A 13,846-nucleotide genomic window follows, 5' to 3' on the forward strand; every position below is an offset into this window, starting at 1 on the left:
ACTGAAAATTCTGATCATTATACTTGAAATTTATTTGCTTATTTTTTATCCATCGTCCCGATGGATAATCCTACCTTACACAAACTTCTTGACGCTTCCAGATCCGGCCCGCGTGCTCTTTTTCCAGCTTCTAAATGTGCAAATGGCCGCATTCTTCGGCCAAGTTTCCGTCTAAGTCTTTCAATGGCTCCACCAAATCATTTAAGCGTCATTATTTCATATAAAAATAATCGAAAAATGAGAGTCCTCAGAAGCGATAGCTTCTGGAGACTCTTTATTAATGTTTTATTCCTCTTTTTCGGTTTTAACCGAAATGATAATCTCAACTTCAGTACCTTCTCCCGGTTCGCTCCGAGACGCCAGTTGAACAGAAGCCCCGAAATAGTGGCGGATACGCTCAATGACGTTCTTGACGCCATAGCCGCTCCCTCCGATTTTGCTGCGACTTGTTCCCGCCATGATGTCTTCAACTTGCGTGGCACGCATGCCAATCCCATTGTCTTTAATCACTAAGTGGATGCTGTCACTTTCCATTGTTCCAAGTATCGTAATCGTTCCCTCGCGGTGCACGCGCCCCAGAATGCCGTGAAGAATGGCATTTTCGACAATGGGCTGCAGGGTAATTTTGGGAATGAGATGACTAAGCAGCTCTTCCGGCACGTGGATTTGAAAATCAATTTTATTTTCAAAGCGGATATTTTGAACTTGCACGTAGAAAGAGACATGCTGGAGCTCTTCACGCAGTGTGATAATATCCTTGCCGCTGCTTAGGCTGACTTTGTAGAAACGAGCCAGCGCTTTAACGACTTTCTTGATGTCGGTGTTAAGGCCGCTGTCAGCCATCCAATTGATAAGATCGAGCGTGTTGTATAGAAAATGCGGATTGATTAGCGACTGCAAAGCTTTCAATTCGGCATTTTTGACCTCTTGTCCCAAGCGGTACTTTTCTTTGTTCATCGTACTTATTTGTTCGACCATACAATTGTACGTTTGAATCAACTCGCCACCGCATGATACTTCTACCCAGGCGCAAGCAGCTACGATCATTAATAATCTTTTCAACAAAGCAAACTATGAAAAAAACACAGATAATCGATAGTTTTTCGGGTGATCATCATTAACATTTATAAGTAAACAAGAGGCTGGTATTTCGCGTGCCTTGCCAACAAATCTGCCCAATGAAGTGACCGTTCAAATTAGAACTGATGGTGTAAACGATTATGTATTTGTACTTAATTTTAGCCGAAAAGAACAAACGATCCTGTTGGATAATCGGGTGTATACAGATATGCTGAACGCTGACAGGGAAGAGGTCTTACAGGCGAAAGACGCTGTGCAGATCAAGCCTTATGGGGTTCGGATTCTAAAACGAAGCAAGCAAGAATAAGGAAATCAATGAGCTGCTAGAAGATGAAGAAGAACGCTGAGAATGTGGATGCAGCGTTCTTTTTTGTTACTCTTAAAGGAAAATGTTCCCTATATCTCGAAGAAACTCTCCTACATGATCTTAATTCAACCAAGAAATGGGGTGACACAGCATGAAATCCGGCATTGCGCTTTGGTTTAATGAAATACGCAATATGCGGATTAAAGCAAAGCTCTTTCTCCTTATTACCGTTTCGATGGCAGTCAGCTCCACGATTTCCTTAGTCGGGCTGCAAATTGCCTATTCCATTTATGACCAACAAATTTACGAAAAATCTTCACAAGTATTGAATTTATCATCAACCATGATTGAAAATGAAGTAAATAAGGTGGAACGCATGTCGTTCAGCATCATGTCGGACGAACAAATTCAGCAAAATTTAATGATTATGAATACGAGTGATTCGGACTATATTCGTATTCAATCACGGAGCAAACTTGTGGATCGGCTTGTACAATACATTAACTCGGAAACATACATTGTTGCAGCGGATATTACAGATGTAAATGGAAATAATTTTTCTAGCGGCAATTTGACAGCGATTTCAACAGAAAAGAAAGAACAAATTTTGAAGAACTCTGAGCAAAATGACGGCAGTTTGGCGTGGTTGTATCCAGATTCCGAAAGTAACAGTCTAATGGCCATTCGGTTAATCAAATCTTTTGATAATCTGGAGCTTAAGAAATTAGGCACGTTAGTTCTTCACGTGAATCTCGATAAGATCGTTCATCAGTATGTGCGTGAATCCGTAACCCGTGAAGGAGAGATGCTCATCGTTTCCGGCGATCATTTGATTTATCCGCGAACGGAGAACTTGATGTCATTAATCAACAGCGTGAAGCCCCCAGATCCGGCATCCAAAGGATTTCGAATTATTGAACAGGCAGGTGAGAAATATTTCGTCTCGCACATCCATTCTGATTATTTGGGATGGACGTATTACAATATCCTGCCTTTCCAAACGATTTTCCACAACATTATCTTAATGAAAAATTGGATGATTGCCGCTTTCTTAATCAGTTTTTTCCTCCTTGTCGGATTCGGGATGACCGTCGCTAGGAGCATCACCAAACCTATCGAAGGATTAATTGCGAATATGCGTGGCTTGCAAATTGGTGATTTGGAAAATTCCACGATGCCCGCTGCGCCCGCCCTTTCCATGCAAATGGATGAAGTAGGTCTCTTGCAGCGAACGTATCGGATGATGATTTTGCGCATTCAAGAGTTAATTAAAGAAAACTATACGAAGCAGTTGATTATAAAAGAGACGGAGTTTCGTTCCCTGCAGGCTCAAATTAATCCTCATTTTTTGTATAACACACTTGAATCTATTAATTGGATATCGAAGATGAACGGACAGAAGCAGGTATCTCAGATGGTAGAGGCACTAGGCTTTCTGCTTCGCTCTTCTATCAGTTTAAAGCAGGATATTATCCCGCTCGGAGATGAATTACAGTTGATTCAGCATTATATTACCATTCAAAAGGTTCGATTTGAAGAGCGTTTGAATTTTGAATTGGACCTCCCGGACGAATTAAAGAGTCAACATATTCCCAAGCTGACGCTGCAGCCGCTTTTGGAAAACGCGGTGAAATATGCAGTAGAAGTCATGTTAGAACCATGTCGCATTCGAATAACAGGTCGCGAGGTTAACGACGCTATGGAGCTGGTGGTGGAAGACAACGGGCCAGGCATCGATGAGTTATATCTGGGACAGATCCTTACAGGCGAGCGTAAATCGAAAGGTACAGGCATCGGTCTCAAAAATATAGATGAACGTATCAAACTGTCTTTCGGCGATGAATATGGCATTCAAGTAGACAATCGAGCGGAAGGCGGGGCTCGTGTGACCATCCGCATCCCGATGACGAAAAGAGGGTAATGACTGATGTATAAGGTACTGCTTGTTGATGACGAAAGAATGATTCTGGAAGGCATATCTGCCATTGTTAATTGGCAGTCCGTACAAACAAGCCTGGTCGGAACTGCGCGTAATGGGATTGAGGCTTACGCCTTCGTATGCAAACATGCGCCGGACATTATTATCAGTGATATTCGAATGCCGGGGATGGACGGACTTCAGCTTGTGGCCAAGGTGAAAGAAACGCACCCCGGCACGAGGTTCATCATGCTGTCGGGATTTGATGAATTTGAATATGCGCAAATTGCGATGCAGTATGGGGTGAAGCACTATTTGCTAAAGCCCTGCAACGAGAACAGTATCCTGAAGGCGCTGGAAGAAATCGTGGCAGAATATAGGCAAGAGGAGAGCAAGGAAGACTTTATTCAAGCGATGAGAACGAATCTTCAGAAGGTGCTGCCGCATGTGAAAGAGCAGTTTCTGAAAGAGTTCGTTACGAATAAATCATATGGCAGTCGTGACTGGGACTACTATCAGGACTTGTTCGGACTGCATGCTAGCGGCAAGCGGGTGCGTTTGCTCCTTTTTCGGCTAGAGGGGAAATTCGAATACGAGCATCTTTTTGCCGTGAAAAATATAGCGGAAGATATCCTCGATAAACCGCTTTTAAGTTCAACGATTGCTGAACAAGTATTGATTGTAATCGAGGATCACGGCAGTATGGAGCGATTCCAAGAGCAAATTAAAGAAATAAGGCGTATTTTTACGCTTTATTACAAAATCGATACAACGGTCGCGCTAAGTGAAGTAGGAGAAATTGTAGAAGCAAGACGCCTGTATGTGCAGGCGCAGGATTGCTTGAGTCACCGCTTCTATTTGGGAGAAGGGGGACTTATCACGTTGCGTGATATCCTTGACGCGAGCTCCGTAAGTAAGGTCGAATTCGTCTATGACGAAGATCGAATTTTATTGCCGATTCGAGCAGGCAACTGGGAGGAAGCGGAAGCGGGCATCGATGCATTTCACCATGAGCTGGCGAATTCAAGACTGGATGTTCAGACGACGAAATCTTATGTGCTGCAATTGTACATTTCGATGACTCGGCTATGTACGGAACAGCAAATGAAAGTATACATGGGACGAATTGGACACATTACTCAGATGGAAACCTTGCAGGCCAACATTGAGCTGCTCAAAGATATGGCTCACGGAATCGCGAAACTGAACTTCGAACAGCATAAAACGAAGCATTCGCAAGTCGTGCAGAAGGTTATGGATATTGTCATTCAAGAGATAGGTAATGCAGAGCTCTCCCTGAATTGGGTTGCTCACCGGATGCTTTATATGAACCCGGATTATTTGGGTAAGTTGTTTAAGAAAGAAACGGGGGAGCGCTTTTCCAATTATGTGGTCACGGTCCGAATTATGAAGGCGATGGAGCTAATTAAAAATCAGGACGACATCAAAATGTTCGAGCTGGCGGAGCAGCTCGGCTTTGGCGATAATCCGCAATATTTTTCGCAAGTGTTTAAAAAGATTGCGGGATGCGCGCCTTCCGAGTATAAAAAGATGAGCTAGTCGAACATGTTTCACTGTTTTTTGAACATTTATCGCGGTTAATTAGATTCATCTTTGACCTCGATAAGGTGATAATAAGAACTGTGGAGCACAAGTGACTCATGGGGAGGACACTGCTATGAAACACAATCCATTGCCACCCCTGCTCCTAGCGGTACTGTTGTTGACTACGGTCGGCTGCAGCACCGATAAGCAATCAGTGAATGGGGGAACAGGGACATCAGGATCGATAGAGGTAGGGAAAAACGAGAATAAGCGCGACGTTAAGCTTCGTATTGCTTGGTGGGGCGGTCAAGCCAGACACGATTACACTTTGAAGCTCATTGAGCTGTATGAGCAGAAGAATCCTGGCGTGAAGATCGACGCCGAATATGCAGGCTTCGATGATTATTGGAAAAAGCTGGCTCCGCAAGCTGCGGCTAACCAGCTTCCGGATATTATCCAGATGGACATATCTTATATAGCCCAGTATGGAACGAAAGAGCAATTGGAAGATTTAACGGAGCTGGCGAATAACGGTGTTCTCGATGTGAGCTCAGCTGCACCGGAAACGGTTCGCACAGGACAGGTTGGAAACAAGCTATACGGTATCCCACTTGGGATTAATGCGATGGGAGCTACATTTGACGCCCAAATGCTGAAAGAAGCGGGCATAGCCTCCATCCCGGACAACTGGACGTGGACAGATTTGGAGCAAATTTCCAAGCGGATGAAGTCACATGGGAAAGTGCTGGATCATATGCGTTTTGATCAGTTTTTTCCTTATTATCTGCGAACACAGGGACAGCATTATTTCAGCTTGGATGGTACAAGTCTTGGATACACCGATTCTCACTACTTTGTTGATTACTTTACGATGTATAAAAAGTGGTACGACGCCGGCTATATGCATGGTTGGGATAAACAAGCCTTGTCCAAACTGACACCGGAAGAGAATCCCGTTGCAGTTGGCGATGGATTCATGACGATGGCATGGTCCAATCAATTCATCACGCTCGAGCAGGCTGCCAATAAGTCGCTTGAAATCGTAGGTTTACCTGGACCTCATGCCCAAAAGGGGCTCTACTTAAAGCCGACGATGCTGTTTTCCATTCCAAAAAGTTCGAAGATGAAGGTGGAAGCAGCTAAATTCATATCCTGGTTTGTTAATGATTTGGATGCCAATAAGTTAATTAAAGGGGATCGCGGAATTCCAATCTCTGCGAAGATCAAGCAAGGTTTGAAGCCAACTCTGACCGTAGAAGATCAGAAGGTATACGACTACGTCGAATGGGCCGAGCGTAACAGCAGCATGATGGAGCCGCCAGATCCGCCGGGAGCTGTTGAGGTTAGCAAAATGCTGCGGGATATGCAGGAGCAAATTTTGTTTAGAAAGCTGTCGGTGGAAGCAGCAGCTGATAAATTCATGAATGAGGCAAACACGATTCTCGCCAAGAATAAGAAATAGAACGTTCTTGTATGCGCAACGGGCGGCATCTCTGCCGCCCAACTCAAATAAACAGAAATTGACGAACGTGAGGGAGTGGAATTATGAAACTACGTGAAAATGATCACATAGTCGGTTATGTGTTTATATCGCCTTTTATTTTGGGTTTTTTGATCTTCACGCTGTTTCCGATATTTTCATCGCTTTACTTTTCTTTTACCGATTATGATTTGCTATCGGCACCGAAATGGGTGGGCCTTGCCAACTATCAGAAAATGTTCACAGATGATGATAAAATAATGGATTCTATTCGCGTCACCTTAACGTATGTGCTGACCTCCGTACCCTTGCGACTCATCATTGCATTGTTTGTCGCTATACTGCTCAATCGCGCGGCAAAAGGGATCGGCTTATATCGAGCCACCTATTATTTACCTTCTTTGATCGGCGGCAGTGTGGCTGTATCTATTATGTGGCGTCAAATTTTCGGTGATAAAGGCCTTGTCAATTCGCTCCTAGGTTCGATCGGTATTCATACGGATATCTCCTGGATCGGATATCCGGCAACGGCATTAGGCACCTTAGTCTTGCTATCGGTTTGGCAATTTGGTTCCTCCATGCTTATATTTCTTGCCGGACTTAAAAATATTCCGGGCACTTATTACGAAGCGGCCAGTGTAGATGGCGCAGGACCCGTCCGCAAATTTTTTAATATCACACTGCCATTGTTAAGCCCTATCATTCTATTCAATTTGATTCTGCAAACGATTTCAGGATTTCTTACCTTTACGCCTGCTTATGTAATTTCCAATGGAGAAGGCGCCCGCTGAACAATACGCTGTTGTACTCCTTGTATTTGTTCCACCGTGCCTTTGTATTTTTTGAAATGGGTTATGCCTCAGCGATGGCTTGGTTTATGTTGATCTTGATCGGAATCATTACCTTGGTTATTTTCAAAACATCTAAATATTGGGTTCATTATGAAAGCTAGGGGGAACCGACATGGTCTTACGAGTGAAAAATGTGAAATCGATGCTGTACCATCTGATTGTATGTATCATTGCGGTGGCAGCGATTTATCCGATTCTATGGTTAGTCGCCAGCTCTCTGAAGCCCAACGATGAAATTTATACGACAGCCAGCAGTTTGATTCCAAGCCGTTTGGAATGGGGCAATTATGTATCGGGTTGGAAGGGCTTTGCGGGAATTACATTTACGACTTTTATGAAGAATTCGTTCATTATCGTCATTCTTTCAACGATTGGGGCCGTCGTATCCTCAGCTCTAGTTGGCTATGGATTTGCTCGAATTCGCTTCGCCGGAAGCAAATTTTGGTTTGCCGCTGTGATGGTCACGCTGCTCCTGCCGCAAGATGTAACGATTATTTCGCAATACGTTTTATTCGCCAAAATAGGCTGGTTGTCCAGTTTTAAACCTATCATTGTGCCGCAATTTTTCGGCGTTCCTTTCTTTATTTTCTTGATCATGCAATTTATTCGCACCATTCCGCCAGAGCTGGATGAGGCGGCCAAGATGGATGGGTGCAGCAAGTACAGTATTTTCTATAAAATTATCGTACCGTTAATTGTCCCTGCACTTGTCACTTCAGCTATTTTTTCTTTCTATTGGAGATGGGATGATTTCTACACCCCGCTGCTTTATTTAAACAATCCGAAACTATATCCGGTTTCCTTAGCCTTGAAGCTTTTCTTGGATAATGAATCACTAAATAACTGGGGAGGGATGTTCGCGATGTCAACATTATCCTTAGTTCCGATCTTCATCGTCTTCATTATTTTTCAAAAATACATCGTGGATGGGATTTCGACAAGTGGCTTGAAAGGATAAGAGGACTGATATGTCTGCTACAACAAATGAACCAATGCCAGGAGGAATCGAAGAGATGCCAGCACTGCAATTTGATCCAGATGAGATTCGCAAAGTGATTGATCGCGTTGTTCACAGAACGTTCCGCATGGATTTTAATTGGGATTGGCCGGGCGGCGTAGCCTTTTATGGCGTAACGGAAGCTTATGAAGCAACGGGGAATGAGACCTACATGGAGCTGCTCAAAGAGTGGGTAGACGAAAAGTTGGAGGATGGTTTACCCAAACTATCTGTAAACGGAATATCCATCGGTCATTCACTGCTAACTTTATACAAGGTTACGGGGGAGGAACGCTATATTGAAATCGCCACACAAATGGCCGAGTTTTTAAAACATGATGCGGAGCGATTTGCAGAAGGAGTTTTCCAGCACACCGTTAACTCTGAAGCGTACAACTTTCCCCAGCAAGCTTGGGTTGATACGATGTTCATGGCGGGTTATTTCCTAGTGCGCATCGGCTCTTTGTTAGGGCGTGAAGATTATTTCGAGGACGGCTTGAAGCAGTATCATGGGCACGAGAACTATTTGCAGGACCCGACAACAAATTTGTACTATCACGGCTGGGATCATCTGGCGCAAAATCATATGTCGGGCATGTTCTGGGCCCGTGGCAATGCGTGGGCGGCGATCACGATGTCTCGTGCGCTTACCCTTGTGCACGTTACGCATCCATCATTTATGATACTTGAAGGCTCGCTGCGCGATCAATTGAGTTCGCTAGTTCGCTTACAGGACGAAAGTGGACTGTGGCACACGGTGTTAACGGATAAATCCTCCTATTTGGAAACATCCGGCTCCGCGGGTATTTCGGCTGCCTTGATCAGCTCAGGTTCGCTCTATAACAAATATACGAATAAATCGATCAAAGGCATTCTCTCACGGATAACAGAAGATGGAACCATTACGCAGGTTTCCGCGGGAACCGCGGTTATGCGAGATATCGATGGCTATAGAGGGGTTCCTTACAAACGTATTCAGGGGTGGGGGCAAGGGTTAGGACTCACATTTTTGGCCTCCCTGCTGAACCGCAGAGATTGGTAAGCAATCAGATATGTGAACCAAATGGCGATGGGCGGAAGATAATAGGCACTTTCAGGAGCGTGGCAGAGTTGCCATTGTGCGGGCCCCCAGCGCAAATTTCGTTGATAGTCAGAGGCAAATAAAGAACCAGGCAGAACAAGTCGCCAGCCAGACTTGGATCTTCCTGGTTTTTTGGCAATAGAATCGTACTTGAAGTAGTCTGGGGTATGCGATAGTATGAGGAACAGAGTATTTTTCGCAGAAAGGAATGCATACCATGAATGCCCTCACTTTATTTTTGAAAGCATCCCGATTTCGGGTTGTTCCGGTGATGGTCATCCCAGTTATTTTGGGTGGTTTAGGTGCCCTTGTTTGGAATGACACGTTTCATCCTATTCTTTTTGTACTAACTTTAATCGGTTCGATAGCTGCGCATTTATTTTCGAATATGATTAATGATCTGTGGGATTTCCGCAGTGGCGTCGATACAGCGGCCAAGGAAACGGCGGCAACCATTTCGACCAACTCCGGCTTTCTGGCGAACGGAACGTTAACGGAACGGACATTTAGCTTTCTGACTTGGTCACTTTTTGCAACTGCACTTATTTGCGGTATCTTACTAAGTATATGGAGTGGATGGCTCGTACTGTTGTTTGGTGGTCTAGGAGCCTTGATTGCTTATTTCTATGTCGCTCCCCCCATTAAATTTGGTTATAGAGGTAAAGGCTACAGTGAAATTGCTATTTTGTTGTCTTTTGGTATTTTACCTACGTTGGGTAGCTATTATGTGCAGACCTCACTCACGGATTATCGCGCGCTGCTCATTTCGCTTCCGATAGGTTTGCTTACGACATTGATTTTATTTAATCACCATTTCTTACATTGGAAAGCGGACCAAAGTGTGGGTAAGCGGACTTTAGTCGTTGTCTGGGGTGAGAAGCGTGCGCTCTCCTTTTCCAAGTTTCTATGTGTTCTGGCTTACCTTGCTTTAGTTATTTGTGTGGTTTTGCAAATCTTTCCTTTCTATGCGTTATTGGCGCTGCTTACTGCGCTGCCGTTTTACCGTGTTTATGGCAATTTGAAAGCAGAAAATCCTTCTCAGGCCTATCTACCACTGATGGTGGCTTCGCTGAAAGCTACGACACGCAGTGGGATTATCATGATCCTGGCCCTAATCGTGCAAGCATTTATGCAAAATTAATAACTTCTAGATCAAACAAAGAGAGAGGCTGAGTTATGAGTAAACAATTCACAATTGGTGATTTTCATACGATCTTGTCCGAAGGCGAAGTTTGGAAAATAGGAGGATTCCCGCTGCCGGACGGTTCATATTGGGAGTTCCGCGAACCAAATGCCGTTATTATCGTTAGGAACGGGATTCTTTACGCACGTGCGCCACTCAGCCGAAGCCATAATTATGTGCAATTTCTCGATAATGCGAAGCACATGTACTATTCGGCAAAGGAAGTGGAGGTTCCGGAAGAAGGAGAGATCTCTTTCGAGCTGCAGATTCGTGCACGCACACAAAATACGGCGCCAGATGACCTCTACGATGGCTTCGTATCGTTGAATCTGCTGGACTTTACGACTGGGGCAGCGCTCGATTTCTTCGCCGGCAATGACAAGTATGCCAGCGTATATGCCGTGCTTCCATTTCCTGGCGTTGAAGTGCCTGAAACAGATAAAACGCGGTTTTTCTGCATTTTAAAGAAGAAACCAATTTTCAGCCGCGTGAGTTCAATACGTACAAAATCTCTTATCATCGCGGCAAAGATGAAGTCGTTTTTTATGTGAATGGACAAGAAGTACGTCGAGAAAAGAACGTGCCGATCAAATTCAATCGTTTTGTTGTTGCCCTTGGATTGATGACGGAGAAAGATCTGACGCCGCAAGGCAGCGTCTCGCTGCATGGACAAACCATTATTGGCGAATGGTCGCCGGTTACGGTGACAATTACCGAATAAGGCTTTAATCATGAAAACACCCCTCTTGTGGAATTCCACAGAGGGGTGTTTTGGGTTTTAAGAGATAAGAATTTTTATATTTGTTTTGGTTTAAGCGGAAGCTTAAGTCTTATTTAATTTATTGTCAACATGTGGAGTCAGACCTACTTGAGATGATGTTTTGCGATGAACGTGATAATCATTGGGATGCGTTTGTGAAAAATCAGAAGGAACATATAAGGCCAAATGTTCTCAAGGAAGTACCAAAACTGATGCGATCCATGAAACGGCTTTAAACTCTTAGTTTGCGAAGGATGTCATGAACTACGAAGAGTCCCACAAGGAAATGGCTCCGCAAACGGTATGTCTAGAAAGATAACACTGTTTTTTTAGTGTTACAGCAGTCAGTCCAAGCAATAACTCCTCTATAACGCTGAAAACCGTGCTTACAGATAGAAAAGTAGATCCGAAAACGGAATTTCTAAGAAGATAAGACGGTTTTTCCGCGTTACAGCAGCCGTTTAGAGCAATACCTCCACTTTAACGCTGAAAACCGTGCTTACAGATAGAAAAGTAGATCTGAAACGTCATAGGTAAGTTGTTTTCTGTTCGTGAGGAGTGCGAACCGTAGTCGGTGATTCGGCAGCCGGGTAACCCACAAACACCGTTCCGATAATTTTCTTGTTTTCTGGAGAGCCGATGAATTGATGGAGACGCTCATCACGGACTAAACCGATCCCGCGCGTGCGCCATACGAGACCCAAACCAAGTTCCGGGGCTCTTAACCACATTGCATGTATCGCACAGGCAGCGGCATATTCGTTATCCTCTGAAGAGGCTACATCACCGGGAATGACGTCAGCTGTGACGATGATAACCAGTGGCGTATTCTCTAGTACGAGCAAGGATTCTTTCACAAGGTGAGGCTTAGTCGGAAAACGTTCATCCAAATATTGCTTAGCCAATCCTTCATATGTGGATTTTGCTTCTCCACGAATTACATAGAAATGCCAAGCTCGCGCAATCGATCATTAGGGGCCCATACGGCTGCCTCGAGAAGTGCGGCAATTTGACTGTCTTCCACTTTACGAGCTTCGTAATTGCGAACAGCGCGTCGCTGTTTTAATAGTTCCAGTACCTGCATCGTATGACCTCAACCTTTCTCTACCTTTCTTTTCTGGTATTCTATCATATCAGCACGAAGAATCCTACCAACACATCCAGGATTTGCTCTGGCACCTATCTGCCCATTCTTGAATATACTGTGAGCACAACGGGCGTTGAAAACTAGCGGATTGATCTCGATACAAGCGTCGAGGTTTGACATGAGCAAGCAAGCTAGCGCAACTTTTGGGAGGAAATAGGATGAGAAAATATACGGTAAAACGCGATCAACGGGATTTTCGCGATCATTTTTACCGAAGCGCCAACTATATTCGTGAATCGCAATTGCCACGCATGGTTGATTTGCGTAATAAGCTGTCTCCCGTCGTAAATCAAGGGCAATTAGGTTCATGCACCTCGAATGCGATAGTAAGCGGGCTGCGTGAGTATTGGCTGCGACAGGAAAGTGATTCATCGATCCGATTATCTCGATTATTCCATTATTATCATGAACGAGAATTGGAAGGTACGATTAATCGAGATGCGGGAGCAACAATTCGCGATGGTATGAAGGTTCTACAGAAGACAGGGGTATGTACAGAAGCTGAATGGCCATACCGTGTTGCCAATTTCAAAGAGAAGCCGGATACAGGAGCTGAATCATCCGCAAGTGCATATCGAATTGGGGCCTATCATCGGGTTCACGATTTAGCGGGCATCAAAGCTGCGTTAGCTGACGGTCAACCTGTTGTATTCGGGATTTGGATTTATGAGTCATTTGAGAGCGCTCAAGCGGCCAAAACAGGTCGCATTCCCTATCCGAACCGGAAGAAAGAGCGGCTGCTGGGTGGTCATGCACTGCTTGCTGTAGGGTTTAAGGATGGTAAAGAGAAAGGCAAAGGATCGGTCATTGTCCGAAATTCTTGGGGAAAAGATTGGGGAGATCAAGGATACTGTTATATTCCTTATTCCTTTTTCAAAAATAAACGAGTTACGTTTGATTACTGGACCGGAAAATAGGAAAGGGAGGTTACGAGACTGTGATAAGTGCTGATGATGCCAATAAGATCATTGCTTTTTTATCCGCAGCTTATTTCGCAACAACCGATCCTCAAGCTAGAGCCGAGTTCAATCGGCTGGCCAATGAGCTCCGAAAAGCATCGGATCAACCTGTGGAATAAGCAGAAGAAATTTCAATGAAACGAGGGCGGCTTATATGCCAAAAGACAAGTTTACGCTGCTTATCTTGATTTTGTATCTTCTACTTCTGTTACTGTTAATATGTTTGTTCTAAATAAAACAGCCTGCTCGCGAGCGTCCTCGCAGCAGGCTGTTTTTTGATGCTGAAACTAAAATCCCTTGTACTGTGGTTCTTCCGTTTCCAATTGTTGAACACGTGACGAAACCTGATCAACGATATCTTGCGTGGATTTGGCAGCATTTTGAAACAATTGCTTCGCATCTTGGTTTTGCGTGCTTAGAGCAAATGTCTCTAAGCTAGCTTGAGCACTTTTTAGGGAAGCTAATGTTGTTTTTACTTGTGCGGATACGGTCATCATAAACACCTCTTTGTCATTTTTTTGCAAAACAATCTCATCCA

11 protein-coding genes and 3 pseudogenes are annotated in these 13,846 nt (G+C 44.3%); 11 read left to right on the forward strand and 3 right to left on the reverse strand.

Translation table 11 applies throughout. The features are described from left to right. Positions 1-285 precede the first annotated feature (285 nt). Positions 286-1,065: a sensor histidine kinase gene (locus FU659_RS10315; RefSeq protein ID WP_261807734.1), complete on the reverse strand. Its 780-nt coding sequence runs from the start codon at positions 1,063-1,065 to the stop codon at positions 286-288. A gap of 94 nt (positions 1,066-1,159) precedes the next feature. Here FU659_RS10315 and FU659_RS10320 point away from each other — a divergent pair, with 94 nt between their 5' ends. From FU659_RS10320 to FU659_RS10360, 9 genes and pseudogenes are all read left to right on the forward strand, one after another. After that, positions 1,160-1,387, forward strand: coding sequence for a Beta-galactosidase C-terminal domain (locus tag FU659_RS10320; protein WP_187274060.1), 228 nt, complete (start codon positions 1,160-1,162; stop codon positions 1,385-1,387). Between the two features lie 151 nt (positions 1,388-1,538). After that, positions 1,539-3,308, forward strand: coding sequence for a sensor histidine kinase (locus tag FU659_RS10325; RefSeq protein ID WP_147947512.1), 1,770 nt, complete (start codon positions 1,539-1,541; stop codon positions 3,306-3,308). Between the two features lie 6 nt (positions 3,309-3,314). Next, positions 3,315-4,865 carry a response regulator transcription factor gene (locus tag FU659_RS10330; protein WP_147947513.1) on the forward strand — a complete coding sequence of 517 codons (1,551 nt, stop codon included), beginning with the start codon at positions 3,315-3,317 and terminating at the stop codon, positions 4,863-4,865. A 118-nt stretch (positions 4,866-4,983) separates the two neighbouring features. Then, positions 4,984-6,312, forward strand: coding sequence for an ABC transporter substrate-binding protein (locus FU659_RS10335; RefSeq protein WP_147947514.1), 1,329 nt, complete (start codon positions 4,984-4,986; stop codon positions 6,310-6,312). 83 nt (positions 6,313-6,395) lie between these two features. Then, positions 6,396-7,282: pseudogene (locus FU659_RS10340) on the forward strand (carbohydrate ABC transporter permease). Between the two features lie 11 nt (positions 7,283-7,293). Further along, positions 7,294-8,139, forward strand: coding sequence for a carbohydrate ABC transporter permease (locus FU659_RS10345; protein ID WP_147947515.1), 846 nt, complete (start codon positions 7,294-7,296; stop codon positions 8,137-8,139). 55 nt (positions 8,140-8,194) lie between these two features. Further along, complete coding sequence (locus tag FU659_RS10350) at positions 8,195-9,220, forward strand: glycoside hydrolase family 88/105 protein (protein ID WP_147947589.1); 1,026 nt, start codon at positions 8,195-8,197, stop codon at positions 9,218-9,220. Positions 9,221-9,476: 256 nt separating this feature from the next. After that, a complete protein-coding gene (locus FU659_RS10355) occupies positions 9,477-10,400 on the forward strand; it encodes a prenyltransferase (RefSeq protein ID WP_147947516.1) in 924 nt (307 codons plus the stop codon). 35 nt (positions 10,401-10,435) lie between these two features. Then, positions 10,436-11,163, forward strand: a pseudogene (locus tag FU659_RS10360) (DUF6081 family protein). A 566-nt stretch (positions 11,164-11,729) separates the two neighbouring features. Here the strand turns inward: FU659_RS10360 and FU659_RS10365 are convergent. Next, positions 11,730-12,286 (reverse strand): annotated as a pseudogene (locus tag FU659_RS10365) (nitroreductase family protein). 221 nt (positions 12,287-12,507) lie between these two features. Between FU659_RS10365 and FU659_RS10370 the strand changes: the two are divergent. Beyond that, complete coding sequence (locus FU659_RS10370; RefSeq protein ID WP_147947517.1) at positions 12,508-13,266, forward strand: C1 family peptidase; 759 nt, start codon at positions 12,508-12,510, stop codon at positions 13,264-13,266. 20 nt (positions 13,267-13,286) lie between these two features. Next, positions 13,287-13,427: an N-acetylmuramoyl-L-alanine amidase gene (locus FU659_RS10375; protein WP_147947518.1), complete on the forward strand. Its 141-nt coding sequence runs from the start codon at positions 13,287-13,289 to the stop codon at positions 13,425-13,427. Between the two features lie 168 nt (positions 13,428-13,595). Here FU659_RS10375 and FU659_RS10380 read toward each other — a convergent pair whose 3' ends face one another. Further along, a complete protein-coding gene (locus FU659_RS10380) occupies positions 13,596-13,802 on the reverse strand; it encodes a DUF1657 domain-containing protein (protein WP_147947590.1) in 207 nt (68 codons plus the stop codon). Between the last annotated feature and the right edge of the window lie 44 nt (positions 13,803-13,846).

This window comes from Paenibacillus sp. N3.4, from assembly GCF_008017805.1.
Classification (GTDB): domain Bacteria; phylum Bacillota; class Bacilli; order Paenibacillales; family NBRC-103111; genus Paenibacillus_E.